The organism is Bacillus sp. JCM 19034 (assembly GCF_001310635.1).
In the GTDB taxonomy this organism is placed as follows: domain Bacteria; phylum Bacillota; class Bacilli; order Bacillales; family Bacillaceae_D; genus Halalkalibacter.
In genome coordinates this window covers 1-21771 of record NZ_BAXR01000026.1, presented here as the reverse complement: position 1 = coordinate 21771, position 21771 = coordinate 1, and the positions used below count along the sequence as shown (strand labels likewise).

Below are 21771 nucleotides of genomic sequence, written 5' to 3'. Positions count from 1 at the left end.
CCACTTCTTGCACCCCGAAGATAGCTGACTTTGGAATATACGGCAGGTCTCCTGACTCGTGCTTCACTCTACTCTGGCCCTTCCCATGTAAAAGTACACAGTGGATCTTCCATTTCGTCACACTTACAGTTGCGGGGGCAGCTCTGGACTTACACCAGATTCCCTTTTTAAGTATGATACACCGTCATTCCGCAAAAAATCAATATATAGTTGTTTTGAACTCTTCTCATTACGATATATAGTATATGGTACAGAATACCACATGTTATTGCAAGCATATTTTTTTGAACATTTTCGTCAAAATTCCCGAACATGAGCAAGTACGCCTGTTTCGTTAGATGAAGCTTTTTTCTTAGTCATCCTGACACTATTATTTATCGTCATTAACCCCAACATCAATATGAGTAAATGAACGGACATCAAATAACCCTAAATCGGTTAATTTAAGCTCTGGTATAACAGGTAATGCTAAAAATGATAATGTTAGAAATGGGTTCCACTTTTGCTTAAAACCAATATTCTCTAATGCTTTTTCTAGCGTATGTAATGATTCATACACAGATGAATATGACTCAAGTGACATTAATCCTGCCAATGGTAATGATACATCAGCAAGTACCTTCCCTTCAGAGGCGACCGCAATCCCCCCTTTGCTATTTGCAATATGTGTAATTGCCTTATAAAGACTTTCATCATCTGTACCACAGGCAACGATATTATGAGAATCATGGGCTACTGAGGCCACGATCGCCCCATTTTCTATCGGGAAGCCTTTTACAATCCCAACTCCAACATGACCTAACTTATGATGCCTTTCTGCTACGACTAGTTTTAATTGATTTTGTTCAACTGAAGGTACAAACAATCCATTTTTAACCGTGACGTCCTCAATTAATGCCTTCGTTACAATAGACCCCGGCTTCACAGCTATCACGTTTGCCTTTTGTATGTCACCTAACGTTAATTGCAGCGATTCCTTTTTCAAATCGAGCTGGACACTATCTAGTAAATAAGCCGGTGGTGTCACATAATCACGTAACGGATTGATCAGTTTCCCATTTTCGGCAACACATGTTCCTTTTACATATACAGAACGAACCGATAATGAATGTAAATCATCTATTAGGAGAAAGCTTGCTTCGTAGCCTGGTGCAATTGCTCCTTTATCCTCTAATCTAAAACACTCTGCTGCGTTAAGGCTTGCCATTTGAATCGCTTGGAGCGGGTCAACACCTAAACGAATTGCCTTGCGGATAGAAGCATCAATACTGCCTTCATCTACTAAATCATCTAAATGCTTATCATCAGTTGCAAACACACACCTTCTCGCATTAGATGGTGTCAATATTGGCAAGAGTGCCTCAATATCCTTTGCTGCGGTTCCTTCCCTCATTAACACATACATCCCACGTCGAATTCGTTCCAACGCTTCTTTTGCTGTTACTGCTTCATGATCATTTCCAATTCCCGCTACTCTGTACGCATTAAGCCCTACCGTATCTAATCCTGCTGCATGACCGTCAATTGGCTTATGGCGCTTCTTTGCAGCCTTAATTTTTGCGAGCATCTCCTCATTAGCGGAAAAGACAGATGGATAGTCCATCACCTCCGCTAGTCCATACGCTTCAGTTCCTTCAAATAACTCCTCTACTTCATTAGCTGTAAGTGTTGCCCCACTATTTTCAAAAGAGGTTGCTGGAACAGATGATGGGACCATCATTTTCACATCAAGTGGAAGTCCCTTAGCAGCCTCAATCATATAACGAACAGCTTCTATTCCACCAACGTTGGCTATTTCATGAGGATCAGCCATAACAGCGGTCACACCTTTTGGAACAACAATACGGGTAAATTCCTCCGGTGGAACCATTGCCGATTCAATATGTACATGCCCGTCAATAAATGTTGGAGAGATGTACGCACCATTGCATCGATCACTTCAATCCCATCATACTGACCAATACCAACGATGAATCCGTCTGTAATCGCCACATCCGCTTCATATACCGTCAATGTAAAGACGTCAATAATCTTACCATTTCTAATGACGATTTCTGCTTTCTCAGCCTTTGTAGCGGCCTTTAGCCTTGCTTCGATCTTTCCACACATTTCGTACACCTCTTTTTAACTCAATCATATTCCCTGAGCAACATCGTATCGTAAATAGTCTTTAAAAGAAAGTTTATTGTTTTCGATAGCTTTCTAAAAATATAACACCAAGCATATGAATAAATCATCGGAAAAGACTTTGCAAAGCTCTTCTCATTTATATTCTTCCGCAAAAAAAATCACAGGTAGAATTCACCTGTAATTCTCTTCCACTTTATGCTTCCGTTTTTTCATCCTCTTCCTTTACACGGTCTAGTGTCATTTTGTAACCGTCGTTGCCATAGTTGAGACAACGCTTCACACGAGAAATTGTTGCAGTGCTCGCACCCGTTTCTGTTTCAATTTTATGATACGTATACCCATTTTGCAGCATACGAGCAACCTCGAGGCGTTGAGCTAATGATTGAATTTCATTGATTGTGCATAAATCATCAAAAAATTGATAGCATTCTTCAAGGTCCTGCAATGACAGGATTGCTTTAAACAATTGGTCAAGTTCTTTTCCTCTTAGCTTATTAATTTGCATAGTCCTCACATCCTTCTGCCTTCAGTGCTTCTATTCGTAATGAACATCTTGTTCCATCCCCATTGGAACGACATTAACCCACGTTTGTCCAGGTACAAGAGGAACAATGTTCCCGTCTTTGATTGGTCTAATAATTCCATCATGATTTTCCCATTCAATTGATTGTACTTTTCCTTGCTGGAATAAAAGAGCTTGTCCACCAGAGGTTAAATCAATTGTTCGACGTCCTTGCTCATCGATCACTTGGTGGGCTGTTTCCACGACAAATAGATTATTAATTAGCTTTAACTCGCCCGTTTCGTAATCAACCGTTTGTAATTCACCATTTGCCCGAGTGTATGCCAGCAAATTTTGATCATATTGATAATTCACTTGATTTCCACTCGAATACTGAATAACAATTTGTGCTGCATCTCCACCTGATATATCATACTCTTCATCTAAATGGAAAAATTCATACTGCGGGTACGCTCCTGAGCGCTCATATCCTTCCTGCTCAATCCCTTGCAAGATATGTTCAGCCGTAATATAAGAATTATGAGGAGCGACCCGATCCGATGATCGTTGAAATAAAGAACCATCGTATTTCATACCGCTTATATAATCAAGCTCTCGATTAACGGTCAAGCGTTGTTCTGCTTCTGGACTCCAACCGTGTGTAACAAAAATGCTATTATACCCTTTTAAAAGGTCAATATGATACGCTCGCGAACTACGAACAGGACCTACGCGCTCGGGAAGAGCACTGTGATACAATGCGACAAAGCGTGTAATATCGCCTTCAGCCAACATCTCATAAACAATATCAGCCTCGATGAGCCTGTTTGTGGACGAGCATGTGGGTCATTATTGACCGTCACTCCGATTACACGGTTTTCAATTTCATTCTCTGCTGTCAAACCCGTTAATGGTACGCAGAAAGAGGTACAGGTTCTAACTCGACTTCTTCCACTGGCTCTACTTGCTCTAATTGTTCTTTATCTGCGGGCATTGCTTCCTTAGGGTCTGAACATGCTGTTAGTAGCATCCCGCCAATCAATAGTAACGTTATGAACTTAATAACTCTCATCCGTTTGCACAACCTTTTTTCACTTTAACTTAATAACGCATTTCGCCATATATAGTTTAACGCATTATGGCAGGAAAAAGTAATGTTTTCTTCTTCACATCGTAAATTCCTTGCTGGGTAACGCGAATATACGGTAAGTGAGTCGATGAGAAAAATAACATGCTATAAATCGGATCCTCATGCTTGTAGCCACGCTCACGTAATTGGCTAACAAATTCTTCTTCCTCAACTATCAATTCTTCCATCGGCTTTCTTGAAAGCATTCCAAAAATTTCAAGCGGAATACGACCAATCACTGATCCGTCTTCGACCAATGTTAAGCCTCCACCTTGCTCTTTTAACGCATAGAATGCTTTAACCATATCTGATATACATTTACCAATAAGTATAATATCACCTGTCACCGTAAAAGAGCTAGCAAAACCCTTTACATGAGTTGCAAATCCTTTTATCATTGTTGTAATTTGCCACTTTCCATGTCGGTCAATCATCACGAAGAAACTTTCATCATGATTCACACTTAACGATTCATGAGAGGCTTCAACTGATATACGATATGGCTTCAAAATAACTGAGTTTACCATTTCAATACCCATCGGCATTGAAAAATGCAGCTCATCTTCCTCTAAATCCCAATCCATTTTAAATGGTTCAGTTTCGTATTTATCCCATGAAAATTGATCAAAATGAAATAAGTGGTTTTTGATCCTTTAGTACCCATTGACCCTTTGCTATCACGGATATAGGAGTAGGCTGAGACTCATCCTTAATAATATTTAGATGTGCAATACGTCCAGGTGCAATCATTCCAAGCTTATGGTCAAGCTGATAATATACTGCTGGATTATAGCTAGCCATCATATAGGCATCAATTGGTTGAACTCCGTTATCAATCGCAATTTTAATTAGCTTATCCATTAATCCATCTTTATAAAATGAAGGAGGTGAACCATCCGTTGTCATTAAACAGCGATCGTAGCGTTCAATACCAAGCTCTTGCATTTCTTGTAAAATTCTCGCCAAATCTGGTCGAATCGATGAGTGCTTAATGATGTTACATATCCTAAATCAAGACGCCGAAGTACTTCCTCCCCAGTCATTGCCTCATGATCAGAAGTTACGCCCAATAAGGCTAATTGTGACAATGTTTTCTTTGATGCTCCAGGTAAGTGCCCTTCAATTCTTTTGCGTAAATGTGTCGTCTCCTGCATCCAATGTAAAATCGCATCATCACCTTCTAACACTTTTGGCCATGACGTTAGTTCTCCACCTTGTATCACAAGTGGATGATCTAGCCACTCCTTCATCTTTGAATTTGAAAAAGCGTCATCATTTAATAACTCTGTTTGTGCATCATAACGTGCCCACCAATACATAGACACGGGTAATTCATCAAGTTCCTCAATAAAGGTAAGCGCTTTCTTTTTTTGAAGATGCAAAAAAAGAATCATATTATCGTTAAGCAATGTCGTTGTTCCCGTCATCGCTGCATATTTTGCAAACGTATGGGGATTATACAATTGAAAAGGGTGTGCATGATGCTCTATATAGCCAGGAACAACTTTAACATTTTGGCAGTCAACAACTTCTGTATCGTAAACCATTGTAGGTAACTCATCACCAACATATACAATGCGATCATCAGAAATCCAAATGTTAGCTTGGATCCAATTGCGTCTTGCTACATTTAAATAAGTAGCATTCTTAAGTACAAGTGAAGGTGATCGTTCACCTCGCACGACTTCAAGCTGTTGACGCATTCGTTTCTTCGTCCATCGATATAAACGTTCTGGCATCGTCATCACTACTTTCATTTCATATAAGTCTTTAGCATAACTTTAACACATCTTCACGAAGCAAATCATAAAAAGTTGTTAAAAATCTTCACGAACTTTTTGTGAATATAATGTAAAGGAGGTATGATCATGAAACAGAATATTTCTACCGTAAATGCACTATGTAGAATTACAATGGGGCTAACCGTTGTTGCTTGGTCTACAGCTAAGCTAACGAAAAAACAATCTTCTTCATTTCCGCTTTTTGCCACGATTGCAGGGGCAATGAAAGTAGCAGAAGGAATCACAAAATTTTGTCCGTTAGTTTACTTGGCCGAACAGAATCAACAAAATAACCAAAATAACTCGACAAATCAAAACCAAGAGAACTCTCAAGTGACATCGGAGCATTCAGCACAGTAGGCATTACGACTTATCATATTGATTATACTGTATGGACTTGCTTTCTCCTTTTTACAATTTGCTTACAGATTGACGTTTTACTGTAACAGAAATGTAAGTAATAGACAAAAAGCAACCACTTACGTTTGAACTTTGCAAGTGGTTGCTTTTGTCTCAATCTTAAATAAAATGAAGAAGGAGTTATATCATCATGTTTGATTTTACTGAATTTGCACTTGATACGTTATTTGTCTATGCAATGGTTATCGGAACAATTGTAGCCATTATTTATTTTTTGATGAGGAACCGAGGCGCGAAATAGCTTTATAACCGATATCCGTACGATAAAACAAACCATTCTTACTAATGAGTTCAGCCTGCTCATACACTCGCTGCTGTGCATCTTGAAGATTTGCCTTTCTAGATGCTACAAGGAAGACACGTCCTCCGTTTGTTTTCCACTTACCAGCTTCCTTTTTTGTTCCAGCATGGAAGACAAGTATGTCTGAATCAAGCTGATCTAAGCCTTCAATAACCGTTCCTTTCGGATAAGAGCCAGGATAGCCTTCGCTCGCAAACACAACTCCGATAACAGCATCATCTGACCAATTTAGCGTAGGTTTTTTCCCGTCTAACAGATCGATACATACTTGAACAAGGTCTGAATCTAGTCGCGGTAAAATCACTTGTGTTTCGGGATCACCGAAGCGAACATTGAATTCTATTACTTTCGGACCTGCTTCTGTCATCATTAAGCCAGCATATAAAAATCCTGTAAATGGCGTACCTTCAGAAACTAGAGCATCGGCAGCAGGCTGTAACACTTTTTCGACTGCCTCTTGAACGTCTGCTTCTGTAAACTGCGGTACAGGTGAATAAGAACCCATTCCACCAGTGTTCGGTCCTTTATCTCCATTAAATGCCCGCTTATGATCTTGAGCACCGACCATTGGAATGACTGTTTGATGGTGGACAAAAGCCATTAATGAAAGCTCCTCACCCTCAAGATATTCCTCAATGACAACCTGTGAACTAGCTTCTCCAAATGCTCCGTCATTTAACATCGAATCTAATGCTTGAATCGCATCTTCTTCTGTCATTGCAACCGTTACACCTTTTCCAGCTGCTAAACCGTCCGCCTTAATGACAATAGGAGCACCTTGTTCCTTCACATAAGCAACAGCCTGTTCATAATTCGTAAATACTTCATAGCCACCTGTAGGGATGTTGTATTTCTTCATAATTGACTTTGCATATGATTTACTTCCTTCAAGTAAGGCTGCTTCCTTTTTCGGACCAAAGACACGTAATCCAGCCTCCTCAAAACGATCAACGACACCTGCTAAAAGGGGAACCTCTGGACCAACTATTGTAAGCTCCACTCCCTTATCTTTTGCGAACGAGACAAGTCCTTCGTGATCACTTTCTGCAATTGCCACAGGTGTTGCTACATCTACCATTCCATCATTACCAGGGGCAACGAAGACTTCTGTTACTTGCTTGCTTTTGGCGACTTTCCATGCTAGAGCATGTTCGCGCCCGCCACTACCAATAATTAGAACGTTCACTGCTTATGCACTTCCTTTATTTATCTTAATGTTTAAAATGACGTACACCTGTCATAACCATAGCAATGCCGTATTTATTCGCCATATCAATTGATTCTTGATCCTTTATAGAACCACCAGGTTGAATCACAGCCGTTACTCCAGCCTTACCAGCAAGCTCCACTGTATCACCCATCGGGAAGAAAGCATCTGAACCCATTACAGCCCCTTTTATTCTTTCACTAGCTTGAGCAATTGCAATATCAGCTGCACCGACACGGTTCATTTGACCAGCTCCAACACCAACTGTCATTTGACCATTCGTAAGGACAATGGCATTTGATTTTACATGTTTGACAACTTTCCATGCTAGCTTCAACGCTTCCCACTCTTCTTCTGTTGGCTGGCGCTCTGTCACTACTTCGATCGTAGCATCTTCAAACCCATACGTATCCTCATCCTGAACGAGCAAACCACCATGAATGGACGTTAACATAGCCTCAGGATTCGCTTGCTTCTTCACATCAACCGTCAGTAAACGTAGGTTTTTCTTCGCCGTTAAGATTTCAATGGCTTCGTTTGTAAACGAAGGAGCAATAATAATCTCTAAGAAAATCTCTTTCATCTTTATTGCTGTTGCTTCATCGATTTCCCGATTTGCTGCTACAATGCCCCCAAAAATGGAAACTGGATCAGCTTCGTAAGCCCGGTCGTATGCTTCCTCAACTGTTCCCCCCGTACCAACTCCACATGGATTCATATGCTTCACTGCTACAACAGCTGGTTCTGTAAATTCCTTTACGATCGCCAAAGCAGCATCAGCATCATGAATATTATTATATGAAAGCTCTTTCCCATGGAGCTGTTTCGCACTCGCAATCGATGCGTCATCTGCTAATGGCTTTTTATAAAACGTAGCTTGTTGATGCGGGTTTTCTCCATATCGTAAGCCTTGTTTACGTTCATATGTAACCGTAAACGTTTCTGGCTCGGTTTCTTCTACTTCCTTCGTTAAATATTCAGCTATTAACGCATCATATGCTGCCGTATGGCGGAATACCTTTGCTGCTAGACGACGCTTTGTTTCAATAGATACAACCTTGTTTGTGTTAAGCTCAGAAAGAACCGTGTCATAGTCAGCTGGATCAACAACAACCGTTACGTGTTGATGGTTTTTCGCAGCTGCTCGTAGCATACTGGGCCCACCGATATCAATATTTTCAATCGCATCAGCAAACGTACAATTAGGCTTCGCAATCGTTTCTTTAAACGGATATAAATTCACTACTACTAGGTCAATTGGTGTGATATTATGCTCTTGCAGCTGCTTTTGGTGCTCTTCTCTTTCTCTCATTGCTAAAAGTCCGCTATGAATATTTGGATGCAATGTTTTAACACGTCCATCTAAAATTTCCGGAAAGTTTGTCACTTCAGAAATTCCAATAACAGGTACTCCTGCATCTTGCAGTGTTTTTTTCGTACCGCCTGTTGAAACTACTTCAAATCCTTGCTCGTTAAGCTTTTGAACAAATTCTACAATTCCTTCTTTATTTGAAACGCTCACTAACGCACGCTTAGACATCACTACTCCACCCTTTCAAGTTCATTTCAGAATAACGCGATCGCATTTTTCCTATAAGTATCGTACTCAAGCCGTTACAATGTTTTGAGCTTGTCTTAAACAAGCATGTAACGAGCTTTTCTGCAAACTATGACTTACCTTTTTCCATAAAAATAGTTTGCAACGTTTCTGGATACAATTTATGTTCAATCGCTTGGACCTTCTCACGTAACGTATCAATCGTATCATTATCATCTATGCGAACCGCTTCTTGTGCAATAATCGGACCTGTATCCATGCCTGCATCAACATAATGTATGGTTACACCTGTTATTTTAACTTTTGCCGCAAATGCTTGACCAATAGCATCTAACCCTGGAAATGAAGGAAGCAATGAAGGATGAATGTTCACCATTCGTCCTTCATATGCTTCCAATAATGTCTTACCGACAAGTCGCATGTAACCAGCAAGTACGAGGAAAGAGATTTGAAATTCCTTTAAAGTTGCAACAATTTCGCGTTCAAACGCTTCTTTCCCATCAAAATCTTTAGGAGAAAAAGCAAATACATCTATTCCATACGATTTGGCACGTTCTACAACCTTCGCACTAGGCTTATCCGTCACAACAAGAGCAACCTCAGCATCTAGCATTCCTTTTTTTGTTGCTTGAATAATAGCTTCTGCATTACTACCACTGCCTGAAGCGAACACAGCTATCCTCATTCGCTAATGCCCCCGATCGTAACACCTTCACCTTTGACGACCTTTCCGATAAGATAGGCATCTTCGCCTTGCTCATTAAACAGCGAAATCGCACGCTTTGCTTGTTCTTCGGGGACTACAATGGCCATGCCAATTCCCATGTTAAACGTCGAGAAAAGCTCTTTATCCGTTAACTTCCCATACGATTGAAGTGCATGGAAAATAGACAATACTGGCCATGAACCGTGATCAATATGAATACCCAATCCATGAGGAAGCATTCTCGGTAAATTCTCATAAAAGCCCCCGCCAGTAATATGGGCCATTCCTCGCACATCAACTTCGTTTAAACAAGCTAGCAATGGTTTTACATATATTTTTGTCGGTGTTAATAATTCTTCTCCTAATGATTTATCTAATCCGTCTACTGTATCTTCCAACGTAAACCCGTGATCTTGTAGAAAGATCTTTCGAACGAGAGAAAACCCATTACTATGAACTCCGCTTGAAGCAAGACCAATAACGACGTTTCCTTCTTCTATTTGGTTACCAGTAATCATTTTCTTTTTTTCGACCGCACCAACTGCAAACCCGGCAATATCATAGTCATCTTCACTATACATACCCGGCATTTCCGCTGTTTCGCCACCGACTAAGGCACAGCCTGCCTGCTCACAGCCATCAGCTACTCCTTTTACAATCGCTTCTAACCGTTTGGGTACCGCTTTTCCACAAGCAATATAGTCGAGAAAATAAAGCGGTTCTGCTCCTTGAACAACTATGTCATTGACACACATTGCTACTGCATCAATTCCGATTGTGTCATGCTTATCCATCATAAAAGCAAGCATAAGCTTCGTTCCAACACCATCTGTACCAGAAACAAGTACTGGCTCCTCTAAGTTTAATGAGGAAAGGTCAAACATTCCTCCAAACCCACCAAGTCCGCCCATTACTCCGTGACGCTTCGTCCGATTAACATGGCTTTTCATTCGCTCTACTGCTTCATAGCCAGCCTCTAGGCTGACACCTGCTTTTTTATACGCTTCAGACATCCATTCAGGCTCCCTTCTCTACTATACCTTTGCATAAGGATGTAATGTATCTGGATAAATCTCCGTTGGATAATTCCCTGTAAAACAAGCTAAGCATTGACCACAATTCGGTACTTCATCCGAACGTCCAATCCCTTTCATTAATCCTTCTGTTGATAAGAATGCTAATGAATCTGCTCCCATCATTTCACGCATTTCCTCTATAGAATGATTGGCTGCAATCAGTTCGCCTGATGTCGATGTATCAATGCCATAGAAGCAAGGATGCTTAATCGGAGGTGCACTAATGCGAACATGTACCTCTGTAGCACCTGCTTCACGTAGCATATTCACGATCCGTTTGCTCGTCGTTCCCCGAACAATCGAATCATCGATCATAACAACACGTTTCCCTTCAACTACTCCTCGAACTGGAGAGAGTTTCATTTTTACACCTTGTTCACGTAATTCCTGTGAAGGTTGTATAAATGTTCGTCCAACATAACGGTTTTTGATCATTCCTAGCTCATACGGTATGCCTGATTGCTCAGCATAGCCAATCGCTGCTGAAATACTTGAGTCGGGCACACCTGTGACAACATCAGCTTCAACCGGTGACTCTGTCGCAAGCTGTTTCCCTAAATTCTTTCGAGAAGTATGAACATTAATTTCATCTAGGTTGCTGTCTGGACGAGCGAAGTATATATACTCCATACTACAAATTGACCGATTAGATGACCCTGAAAAACGTTGTGAGCGCAAGCCATTTTCATCAATAACAATGAGCTCTCCAGGCTCCACTTCACGTACGTACTGGGCACCAATTATATCAAATGCACATGTTTCAGATGCAACGACATATGCATCGCCAAGACGACCGAGAGAAAGAGGTCGTAAGCCATTCGGATCTAGAGCGATCATTAATTGCTCTTCATTCATGACTGCTAACGCATATGCTCCTTTTAACATCGTTAACGCATTTTTGAATTGCTCTTCAAGAGTTGCAAAACCACTTCGCTTAATTAAATGGGCAACTACTTCAGTATCAGATGTCGATTGGAAAATACTGCCTTGCCCTTCGAGCTGATGCTTCATACTTGTTGCATTGACAAGATTTCCATTATGGGCGATTGCGATACTCCCCGTTTGTGAACGGAACATTAGAGGCTGCACATTGGCAAAGCCTCCACCTCCCGCTGTTGCATATCGTACATGTCCAATTGCTGACTGGCCACTTAATTCATCGAAATCATTTGGGCTGAATACATCATTGACAAGTCCTAGACCTTTATGAATTTTTAATTGTTCACCATCTGATACGACGATGCCGGCTCCTTCTTGACCGCGATGCTGTAAACTATGAAGACCATAATAGGTTAGCTGAGCTGCATCTTTATGTCCCCAAATCGCAAACACACCACATTCTTCATTTAAGCCTTTGATTTCAGCAAACATGGAATGGCTCCTTTCCAAGCCTCTACGATTTCTTCTTGTGATGACTCAAGTATTACTTGTTCGTTCTCATCTTTGATCGCTAATATAGCTTTATCTGTAACAACCCCAAGCTTCTTAGCTTGAACAGCCGTTTCAAATTCCGCTGCTTTTTCAGGGCGTACTGTCACGACAATACGGGATTGCGATTCAGCAAACAGTGCAGTTGTAACATCACCTACAACAGTAACGTCAGCACCTAATGATCCTGAAGTCATACATTCTGCAAGTGCAATACCTAATCCACCCTCAGCGACATCATGTGCAGATTGAACAAGACCGTTTTGAATTGCTGCAAGTAATTGCTCTTGACGCTGTCTTTCCTCTTCCAAATCAAGTGCAGGTGCTTTACCAGATAATTTACCATCAACTAACTTTTGCAGCTCACTACCGCCAAACTCAGGTTTTGTTTCACCCAATAGATAAATAATATCTCCTGCCTGCTTGAAAGCTTGTGTCGTAATATGATCAACATCCTCAACAAGACCGACCATCCCAATAACAGGTGTTGGATAAATAGCTACTCCATTTGATTCATTGTATAAAGATACGTTACCACCGATAACTGGTGTATTTAGCACTCGACATGCTTCACTCATACCATCTGTCGATTTTTCTAACTGCCAGAAAATTTCCGGCTTTTCCGGGCTTCCATAGTTTAAACCGTCTGTTAAACCTAGTGGCTTCGCACCTGAGCAGACGATATTTCGAGCTGCTTCTGCAACAGCAATTTGCCCTCCGACTTCTGGATCAAGATAAATATAGCGAGAGTTACAATCGGTTGTCATTGCCAGTGCTTTTCTTGTACCACGTACACGTAAAACAGCAGCATCCGAACCTGGCTCAACAACAGTATTTGTTTGTACCATGTAATCATATTGATCGTAAACCCACTCTTTACTTGCAATTGTAGGCTGCTTTAGAAGAGTTAAGAACGTTTCTTTTATATCATTAACAGCTGGTACTTTATTTTCTAGCTGTTGAAACTTTTTATAATACTCAGCTTCTTTAGAAGGTTTATGATAAACAGGTGCTTCTTCCGCTAGTGCGTCAACCGGTAAATCTGCTACAACTTCCCCTTTATGAAGTAAACGTAATCGTTTGTCATCCGTTACATGACCAACCTCAGCTGATAACAGACCCCAGCGATCAAAAATATCTTTAATTTCTTGTTCGCGTCCTTTTTTAACAACAATTAGCATACGCTCCTGTGATTCTGAAAGCATCATTTCATATGGAGTCATGCCTTTTTCTCGTTGTGGAATTAAGTCTAAGTTCATTTCAATTCCTGAGCCTGCTTTACTTGCCATCTCTGCCGAAGATGACGTTAAACCAGCAGCACCCATATCTTGAATACCGACTAATGCATCATTTTGGATAAGCTCTAAACATGCTTCAAGTAATAGCTTTTCCATGAACGGATCACCTACTTGAACCGCTGGACGCTTCTCATCGGCATCTTCCCCAAGCTCTTCTGAAGCAAAGGTTGCACCATGAATTCCGTCACGACCAGTGCTAGCACCTACGTACATGACCGTATTGCCGACACCCTTTGCTTGTCCTTTTTGAATATCCTTATGATCAATTAACCCTACGCACATTGCGTTTACGAGTGGATTCGCTTCATAGCATGGGTCAAATTGAATTTCTCCACCAACGGTTGGAACGCCCATGCAGTTACCGTAACCAGCAATTCCAGCAACCACTTCCTCAAATAAATATTTCACACGCTCTGATTCGAGCTCACCAAAACGCAATGAGTTTAATAGGGCGATAGGTCGTGCTCCCATTGAAAAGACATCACGCAATATTCCTCCAACACCTGTTGCTGCTCCTTGAAATGGCTCTATCGCAGATGGGTGATTGTGGCTTTCCACTTTGAACACAACCGCTTGACCATCACCAATATCGATAATTCCAGCACCTTCTCCTGGTCCTTGTAGTACTTGCTCCCCTTCAGTTGGGAATTTCTTTAAGACAACCTTTGAGTTTTATAGCTACAATGCTCTGACCACATAACTGAGAAAATACCTGTTTCCGTATAGTTTGGCACGCGGCCAAGAATGTCCTCAACCATTGCAAATTCTTCATCCGTAAGCCCCATTGCACGATATAGCTTTTCCTCTTTCACACGCTCAGCTGTTGGTTCAAGAAGTAGTGACATGAGATTCCCTCCAATTTTTCACAATCGATTGAAAAAGTTTTAATCCATCTTCACGGCCAAGTAATGCTTCGACCGCACGTTCAGGGTGTGGCATCATTCCTAATACATTTCCGCCCTCATTAACAATACCGGCAATATTTGCTTTTGAGCCATTAATCGGCTCCTCATAACGGAAGACAATTTGCTTTTGCTCCTCAAGCTTCGCTAGTGTCTCCTCGTCACATTCATAGTTCCCTTCACCGTGCGCAACAGGGATATTAATGATCTGACCTTGCTCATAATTGCTCGTGAATTTCGTCTTGGCATTTTCAACAATTAGGTTTGTCGGGCGACAAATAAATTTCAAACCATCATTTCGCTTCATTGCACCTGGCAATAGTCCAACCTCAAGTAGTACTTGGAATCCGTTACATACGCCTAACACTGGCTTACCCGCCTCAGCAAAGGCAACAACCTCGTCCATAATCGGTGCAAATCGAGCAATCGCCCCTGAACGAAGATAATCACCATAGGAAAAGCCCCCAGGTAATAAGACACCATCGAAACCTGAAAGCGACGTCTCATCATAACGTACATATTCCACTTCTTCACCAATACCATCACGAATTGCGTGAAACATATCAGAATCACAGTTAGATCCTGGGAAGACAATCACAGCAAATTTCATGAAGAAACACCCTCCTCAATTTCATAGCGATAGTCTTCAATAACTGTGTTAGCAAGTAGCTTTGAACACATTTCATCAATACGCACTTCAACATCAGCCATATCGTTTAATGTTAGTTCCATATATTTACCGATTCGAACTTCCTCTACTTCCTTATAGCCTTTCGTGTGAAGAGCACGCTTTACTGCTCCTCCTTGTGGATCTAATACACTTTCTCTTAACGTAACGTATACTTTTACTTTGTACATGATGCGCCTCCTAAGCGTGATAAGATTTCTTCATAGCCTTCTTGTAAACTACCAATGTTTCTTCTAAACAAATCTTTATCAAATCGTTGATTCGTATCTTTATCCCATAAGCGACATGTATCCGGAGAAATTTCATCAGCAAGCAAAATGTCCCCTTCCTTCGTTCGCCCAAACTCAAGCTTAAAATCTACTAAACGAACATTTAACGTATTAAAAAGCGAGATTAGATGTTCATTAACTTCCTTACCTTTTTCACGAAGAATCTGTAAGTCTTCCGGTGCCGCAACTTGTAATATGGCAATATGATCTTCTGTTACGAGCGGGTCTCCTAAATCATCATCCTTATAGTAAAATTCGACAATTGGTGTCTCAAGCTGCGTCCCTTCCTCAATTCCTAAACGCTTTGATAAGCTTCCAGCCACAACATTTCGTACGACTACTTCTAGTGGAATAATTTCCACTTCTTTTACGAGCTGCTCTGTTTCTGATAAACGTTTAATGAAATGACTTTCTACTCCGTTTTTTTGTAAGTAATCAAAAATTAACGTCGTAATTTCATTGTTTAACCGTGCTTTACCAGCTAGTGTTTCCTTCTTTTCACCGTTAAAAGCTGTTGCTGAATCTTTGTACTCAATCCAGAGCTCATTTGGCTTGTCCGTTTTGTAGATTTTCTTTGCTTTTCCTTCATAAAGCAAGGCGCCTTTTCCCATGAGATCGAACCTCCGATATATTAGTCTTCTAACCCTACTCTTCTAAAGATTGTATCAACATGTTTCATATGGTGTTCATAGTTAAAGCATTCTTCAATCTCTTCTGGTGAGAGGACATTTGTAATGCGCTCTTCTGCCTCTACTAATTCACGGAATTGTACACCCTTCTCCCAAGCTTCCATTGCTTTCGGTTGAACAAGATCATACGCTTCCTCACGAACCATTCCTTTGTTAATCAATGTAAGCAATACACGCTGTGAATAAATTAATCCATACGTCCGTGTCATATTACGCTTCATATTTTCAGGGAACACCGTAAGATTCTTAACAATATTTCCGAAACGATTAAGCATATAATTCAAGGCAATGGTTGCATCTGGTAAAATAATACGCTCAGCCGATGAATGAGAAATATCACGTTCATGCCATAGCGGAACATTTTCATAAGCTGTCAGCATGTGCCCACGAATGACACGGGCAAGGCCTGTCATGTTCTCTGAACCAATTGGGTTACGCTTATGTGGCATTGCTGATGAACCTTTTTGTCCTTTTGCAAAAAACTCTTCTACTTCACGTGTTTCACTCTTCTGTAAACCACGAATCTCAACAGCGAACTTCTCAATCGAAGTCGCAATTAAAGCTAATGCTGCTAAATATTCCGCATGACGATCACGCTGTAGCGTTTGAGTTGAAATCGGAGCAGGCTCTAAGCCTAGCTTTTTACACACAAAAGCTTCAATTGCTGGATCAATATTAGCAAACGTACCGACAGCTCCTGAAAGCTTACCAACTCGAACGCCTTCTGCTGCATGCTTAAAGCGCTCAAGGTTCCGTTTCATTTCTTCATACCAAAGTGCAAGCTTTAAACCAAATGTAGTTGGTTCAGCATGAACACCGTGTGTACGTCCCATCATAATTGTAAATTTATGCTCAAGTGCTTTGTTTTTTAATATCTCAATAAAACGTTCGATATCAGCTAGCAAAATCTCATTCGCTTGCTTTAGTAAATAGGACAGAGCAGTATCAACGACATCTGTTGATGTTAAACCGTAATGAACCCACTTTCGTTCTTCTCCTAATGTTTCTGAGACAGCACGTGTAAATGCAACTACATCATGACGAGTTTCCTGTTCAATTTCTAGGATTCGTTTTACATCAAAGCTAGCATTTTTTCTAATCTTCTGGACATCTTCCTTTGGGATTTCTCCAAGCTCAGCCCATGCTTCACAGGCAACAATCTCAACTTCCAACCAAGCTTGATAACGATTTTCTTCTGTCCAAATAGACCCCATTTCAGGTCGTGTATAACGTTCAATCATAAGTACATAGCCTCCACTTTTTTATTATCTGAAAAACGCTTTAGCGTCTTTGCTTAGTTCATTAGACGTTCGAGTTTCTTTTCCGCTTCTTCTAAGCTTTTAGCTGTTACAGTTAAATGACCCATTTTCCGCTTAGCCTTTACTTCGCTTTTTCCATATAAATGGAGCTTCACGTCATGTAGATTCAATAATTGGTTCATAATAGGTTCTACATGTTCTCCAAGAATATTTTCCATAATAACGGTTCTAAGTAAATCAGTAGAACCAAGTGGTAATCCACATACCGCTCGAACATGCTGTTCAAACTGTGATGTGACACATGCCTCTATGGAATAGTGACCTGAATTATGAGGTCTAGGTGCTAATTCATTGACATATAATCTGCCATCCTCAAGCATGAAAAGTTCCACCGCTAACGTTCCAACCACATCTAATTCCGTTACAAGTGTTAAAGCGATTCGTTTCGCCTCTTCAATCACTTCATCTTTGACGCGTGCTGGTACGTAAGAACGGTGTAGAATGTTCTCCTTATGTTCATTTTCAGCAACGGGGAAAACAGCTGTTTCACCATTTCTTGATCGTGTTACAATGACAGACAACTCAAGCTGAAACGGAATCCATGCTTCGAGTACACATTCTGATTGCTCTAACAGTTCCTTTGCTGCTTCAGCTAATTGACTTATATCTTTTACAACACGTTGACCTTTCCCATCGTAGCCGCCGCGACATGTTTTTAACACGGCCGGAAAGCCTATTTCGTTAGCAGCATTTTCTACATCTTCAATAGAATGTACTGCATAAAAAGGGGCGACAGGAATCCCTACTGACTGGATCGTTTCCTTTTCTAATAAACGGTGTTGAGTGAAACGCAATACGTTAGCTCCTTGAGGGAAATCTGCTTCCTCTGTAAGCCATGTTGCTGTTTCGCTATCTATATTTTCAAATTCATACGTAATGACATCAGAAATCTTTGCTAGCTCTTTTGCCGCTTGCCGATCATCGTATGCCGCTTCAATGACATAATCAGCAACTTGTCCACAAGGAGAATCAGGACTAGGCTCCAATACGGCAATACGGTAGCCCATTTGCTTAGCAGCAATCGCCATCATTCGTCCAAGCTGTCCGCCACCGATAATTCCAATCGTTTGACCCGGTTTAATTATGCGACTCATAGTTCCTCACTGCTTTCTAGTACTTGTTGTCTCGTCTTCTCACGTCGTTCTTCTAATCGCTCTTTCACGCCTGGTTGAAAAGCTCCTAATATTTGTGCTGCAAGTAACCCGGCATTTGTAGCACCAGCTTTTCCAATCGCTACTGTCGCTACTGGAACACCGCCAGGCATTTGGACAATCGAAAGCAATGAATCAAGCCCTTGTAATGCTCTTGATTGTACAGGCACACCAATAACAGGCAATGTCGTTTTTGCCGCAACCATACCTGGAAGATGAGCTGCTCCTCCAGCACCTGCAATAATTACTTTTATTCCTCGTTCTCTCGCCTGTTCTGCATAATCAAACATTAAATCCGGTGTCCTATGAGCAGAAACAACCTTTTTTTCATAAATAACACCTAACTCATCCAATACGTCACATGCTGATTTCATCGTATCCCAATCTGATGTACTTCCCATAATGACGCCCACTTCTGGATTCACGATTTGATCGCCCCTCTCCCATTCTGAGATGATTAATAAGAACCACGCTTAAGCGTCTCTTCATGATTTCTTACAAAATTTGCTAATGATAATCTTTTAAAAAAAGCGTAGAAATAGCTTACTTTTACTCACGTATTCGAGAGAAAGGAAGCAACTTCTACGCCTTCATAGTTCCAAAGTGCAATGACCTTCCCTCATAGTCCAGTTATTTACGGTAACTGGGTAGAAACTTTTGGACCATATTTCCAATGATATATGAGGTTTATTTCGTTTTTTTTCAATCATCTAGCTACAATCTTACAAGGAACTGATCATTATGTCAATAAAATGTCGAACAATAAGAAAACAACTTACTCACATTGTTCGTTTTCTGTTAAAATCCCTTCAAAGATAATTTGTTGACGAATAGGAACATATTCTTTTGTCGATCGATCTGTTCGCTCTTCAAAAAGCGGCTTTTCAATTCTTCGCATCGGCTGGTAGCCTTCATTCTTCATCCGCTCTAAGCATTGATCAATGGTTTCTCCATCTTTCACTTCAAATTTCTTCTTTCTCATTTTAGCCAATAACCGTCCATTCCTTCCTCATTTAAATGACTTTTAAGTTTTTACTAGCTTAGCACTAATTCGTGTCATTGGAAAGATTCGTTAGCTTCCTTTTGCAGGAGTGATCTAGGGAGTATAAAGGGAGATGTAAGAAGAATTACGAGTGGCGTCGCCTCTACTTGTTACAGCAGTTTTTAAAAGAAAGACACTTTCAGACATACGTAAATCCTTTGTATCATCTGAAAAATACGATAGCGTATTTTCCCTAGTCATCTATTATAGGAAGAAATCGCTTCTTATTTGAAAAAGCGTTCTCATAATTTGTAACACCTCGTAATGCTTGTTCTTCTTCTCTGATTCGTACAGAGAGGATCCATCCATTTAATATTGTAAAAAGAATCATAGTAACATAAGCCTGAAATAGTAGTGGTAGCATCATGATCTCAATGACAACGACTAGATAATTCGGATGCCGAATAAATCGATATGGACCTTTCACCTTTACTTTTGCACCCGGCAATACGATGATTCGCGTATTCCAAAAACGTCCCAATGAAGATAAAGCCCATCCTCGGCATATTTGTGCTACAAGAAATAGACTGAGTGGGATAAGCGACCACATATAAAATTGTGGGGGAGTGAGGCTAACCTCGAGTAATAGTGAGCAAAAGAATAGCATATGTAGCATAACCATATAACGATAATGTGACTTTCCCACTTCATAGCCACCCTGCTTCTTCATCCATTGTTCATTTTTCTTCGCTATGATGACTTCTATTAAACGTTGCAGGATCACAATTAGAATAAGTCCATATACAATCATCGCTCACTGGCCCCTCTCCATTCAATTAGGACGAGTTCTGAACTAAACCCTGGTCCTAATGAAGCCATCAAGCCATATTCTCCATCTTCATGCACCTTCATCATAACCCTTTCAAGTACATATAAAACAGTCGGTGATGACATATTTCCATGCTCCTTTAGTACAGCCTTCGATTCGAGTAATAAACGCTCATTGATATGTAAACAATCGATATAGGAATCCAATACTTTCTTTCCTCCTGGATGGGCAATAAACTCCGAAAGCTCGTCAATATCAATCCCAGCCTTCGTTAAAAAAGAAAGAACATTAGGCTGTAGCCATTGTCTAATAATCGTTGGAATACTTCTAGAAAAGACAACATGTAAACCAGAATTCTTCACATCCCAGCCCATTACATCCTCTGAATCCGGCATTATTGTTGATTCCGTTCCAATAATATATGGTCTTGTATTCTTTTTGAGCGAATCAAGCAATTCAGATTGATCGCCACAAATTAACGCACATGCTACGCCATCAGCGAATAAAGACGTTCCGACCAAGTTACTTTTCGATCGATCATGACGCTGAAATGTTAAACTACACAACTCCACACAAACGACAAGTACATTTTGCTCTGGAAAAGCACGACAATATTCATAGCCTCTACTTACTCCAGACGTACCACCAGCACACCCTAATCCCCATAATGGTATTCTTTTTGTGTGTGGTGAAAATGGCAAACGATTCATGATCCGTGCATCAAGGCTTGGCGTAGCATCCCTGTACTTGACACACAAATAATTGCATCAATGCTGCTATAATCAATTGCTTTTTTTAATAATAGGTTTTCATTTAAACATTTTTTAATTGCTTCAACAGAATAATTTGTTGCTAATTCAATGTACAAATCATTTCGTTCTTCTAATGAATGCTCTTTATGATACCACTCGATCGGCATCGCAAACTGGCGTTTTCAATTTGGCCATTTTGAAAAACAGTCAATAATCGTTCGATATCTTGATAATTGTCCTGAAACAACTCACGTGCAAAATCTGTCGTCGTTTCTTGATCGATCGTATTCGGCGGTTCAAAACGACTAACAGATGCGATAAATGGCATATTCCCACCTCATCAACAATAATTAAAGGTAGTATGTCCTGTTTACCAGAAAAATACTCTTGTATAATGAAAACAAATAAATTAGAAAAAACATATATGAAACATAGAAAATGAAACTCTCACATTATTTCCGCTTTTAGAACTACCTAAACTAATTAAATCTGGAAATGGATTTTTGAGTTTAATAAAAAACTTCTTAATACGATACTAGTATATATCGGGGTTTCGGTATATTTTTATATCAAACGACAGAAAAGTTTGATATTGTTTAATGGTTTTTCTCTAACTACTCTTTAAATAACGCTCTTCAGCTACCTTTTTACTAC

The 21771-nt window shown here is 40.4% G+C and carries 18 protein-coding genes, 4 pseudogenes and 2 riboswitches; of the genes and pseudogenes, 2 read left to right on the top strand and 20 right to left on the bottom strand.

Annotated features, from left to right (window positions below; genetic code table 11):
* Positions 1–23: 23 nt before the first annotated feature.
* A riboswitch (cobalamin riboswitch) is annotated at positions 24–201 on the bottom strand.
* A 169-nt stretch (positions 202–370) separates the two neighbouring features.
* The 5 genes and pseudogenes from ade to JCM19034_RS24325 all read right to left on the bottom strand — a co-directional run bounded on the left by ade (position 371) and on the right by JCM19034_RS24325 (position 5500).
* Positions 371–2109: pseudogene (ade, locus tag JCM19034_RS19010) on the bottom strand (adenine deaminase).
* Positions 2110–2323: 214 nt separating this feature from the next.
* Positions 2324–2635, bottom strand: coding sequence for a YerC/YecD family TrpR-related protein (locus JCM19034_RS19005; RefSeq protein WP_062052275.1), 312 nt, complete (start codon positions 2633–2635; stop codon positions 2324–2326).
* Positions 2636–2665: 30 nt separating this feature from the next.
* Entirely contained in the window at positions 2666–3427 is a 762-nt protein-coding gene (locus JCM19034_RS19000) for a DUF3048 domain-containing protein (protein WP_062052273.1), read from the bottom strand.
* 112 nt (positions 3428–3539) lie between these two features.
* Positions 3540–3704, bottom strand: coding sequence for a hypothetical protein (locus JCM19034_RS23645; protein ID WP_231687049.1), 165 nt, complete (start codon positions 3702–3704; stop codon positions 3540–3542).
* Positions 3705–3760: 56 nt separating this feature from the next.
* Positions 3761–5500, bottom strand: a pseudogene (locus JCM19034_RS24325) (adenine deaminase C-terminal domain-containing protein).
* A 129-nt stretch (positions 5501–5629) separates the two neighbouring features.
* Here JCM19034_RS24325 and JCM19034_RS18990 point away from each other — a divergent pair.
* A complete protein-coding gene (locus JCM19034_RS18990) occupies positions 5630–5902 on the top strand; it encodes a DUF2892 domain-containing protein (protein WP_231687047.1) in 273 nt (90 codons plus the stop codon).
* Positions 5903–6092: 190 nt separating this feature from the next.
* On the top strand, positions 6093–6203 hold the full coding sequence (locus JCM19034_RS25375) for an EYxxD motif small membrane protein (RefSeq protein ID WP_370622244.1): 111 nt from the start codon (positions 6093–6095) through the stop codon (positions 6201–6203).
* Here the strand turns inward: JCM19034_RS25375 and purD are convergent.
* From purD to JCM19034_RS18915, 15 genes and pseudogenes are all read right to left on the bottom strand, one after another.
* Positions 6166–7449: a phosphoribosylamine--glycine ligase gene (gene purD, locus JCM19034_RS18985; RefSeq protein ID WP_062052269.1), complete on the bottom strand. Its 1284-nt coding sequence runs from the start codon at positions 7447–7449 to the stop codon at positions 6166–6168. The two genes, JCM19034_RS25375 and purD, sit on opposite strands and share 38 nt — an antisense overlap.
* 25 nt (positions 7450–7474) lie before the next feature.
* Complete coding sequence (gene purH, locus JCM19034_RS18980) at positions 7475–9010, bottom strand: bifunctional phosphoribosylaminoimidazolecarboxamide formyltransferase/IMP cyclohydrolase (protein ID WP_062052267.1); 1536 nt, start codon at positions 9008–9010, stop codon at positions 7475–7477.
* A 127-nt stretch (positions 9011–9137) separates the two neighbouring features.
* Complete coding sequence (gene purN, locus JCM19034_RS18975) at positions 9138–9713, bottom strand: phosphoribosylglycinamide formyltransferase (protein ID WP_062052266.1); 576 nt, start codon at positions 9711–9713, stop codon at positions 9138–9140.
* Positions 9710–10747 carry a phosphoribosylformylglycinamidine cyclo-ligase gene (gene purM, locus JCM19034_RS18970; protein ID WP_062052264.1) on the bottom strand — a complete coding sequence of 346 codons (1038 nt, stop codon included), beginning with the start codon at positions 10745–10747 and terminating at the stop codon, positions 9710–9712. The genes purN and purM overlap by 4 nt, the downstream gene beginning before the upstream one ends.
* Before the next feature lie 21 nt (positions 10748–10768).
* Positions 10769–12181, bottom strand: coding sequence for an amidophosphoribosyltransferase (gene purF / locus JCM19034_RS18965; protein WP_062052262.1), 1413 nt, complete (start codon positions 12179–12181; stop codon positions 10769–10771).
* A pseudogene (gene purL, locus JCM19034_RS18960) lies at positions 12157–14381 on the bottom strand (phosphoribosylformylglycinamidine synthase subunit PurL). The gene purF and the pseudogene purL overlap by 25 nt, the downstream one beginning before the upstream one ends.
* Positions 14365–15048, bottom strand: coding sequence for a phosphoribosylformylglycinamidine synthase subunit PurQ (purQ, locus tag JCM19034_RS18955; RefSeq protein WP_062052259.1), 684 nt, complete (start codon positions 15046–15048; stop codon positions 14365–14367). Before purQ ends, purL begins: the two are co-directional and overlap by 17 nt.
* Entirely contained in the window at positions 15045–15296 is a 252-nt protein-coding gene (gene purS, locus JCM19034_RS18950) for a phosphoribosylformylglycinamidine synthase subunit PurS (protein ID WP_062052258.1), read from the bottom strand. Before purS ends, purQ begins: the two co-directional genes overlap by 4 nt.
* Positions 15284–16006, bottom strand: coding sequence for a phosphoribosylaminoimidazolesuccinocarboxamide synthase (gene purC / locus JCM19034_RS18945; RefSeq protein WP_062052256.1), 723 nt, complete (start codon positions 16004–16006; stop codon positions 15284–15286). Before purC ends, purS begins: the two co-directional genes overlap by 13 nt.
* 20 nt (positions 16007–16026) lie before the next feature.
* Positions 16027–17325, bottom strand: coding sequence for an adenylosuccinate lyase (purB, locus tag JCM19034_RS18940; protein ID WP_062052254.1), 1299 nt, complete (start codon positions 17323–17325; stop codon positions 16027–16029).
* A 53-nt stretch (positions 17326–17378) separates the two neighbouring features.
* The gene (gene purK, locus JCM19034_RS18935; protein ID WP_062052252.1) at positions 17379–18497 is read right to left on the bottom strand and encodes a 5-(carboxyamino)imidazole ribonucleotide synthase; all 1119 of its coding nucleotides are present in this window, start codon (positions 18495–18497) and stop codon (positions 17379–17381) included.
* Complete coding sequence (gene purE / locus JCM19034_RS18930; RefSeq protein ID WP_062052250.1) at positions 18494–18979, bottom strand: 5-(carboxyamino)imidazole ribonucleotide mutase; 486 nt, start codon at positions 18977–18979, stop codon at positions 18494–18496. Before purE ends, purK begins: the two co-directional genes overlap by 4 nt.
* A 177-nt stretch (positions 18980–19156) precedes the next feature.
* Positions 19157–19258, bottom strand: a riboswitch (purine riboswitch).
* 71 nt (positions 19259–19329) lie between these two features.
* Positions 19330–19536 (bottom strand): NETI motif-containing protein, encoded by a 207-nt coding sequence (locus tag JCM19034_RS18925; RefSeq protein WP_197276457.1) that lies wholly within the window; start codon positions 19534–19536, stop codon positions 19330–19332.
* Between the two features lie 253 nt (positions 19537–19789).
* Positions 19790–20347 carry an isoprenylcysteine carboxyl methyltransferase family protein gene (locus JCM19034_RS18920; RefSeq protein WP_062052246.1) on the bottom strand — a complete coding sequence of 186 codons (558 nt, stop codon included), beginning with the start codon at positions 20345–20347 and terminating at the stop codon, positions 19790–19792.
* Positions 20344–21445, bottom strand: a pseudogene (locus JCM19034_RS18915) (type III polyketide synthase). Before JCM19034_RS18915 ends, JCM19034_RS18920 begins: the two are co-directional and overlap by 4 nt.
* Between the last annotated feature and the right edge of the window lie 326 nt (positions 21446–21771).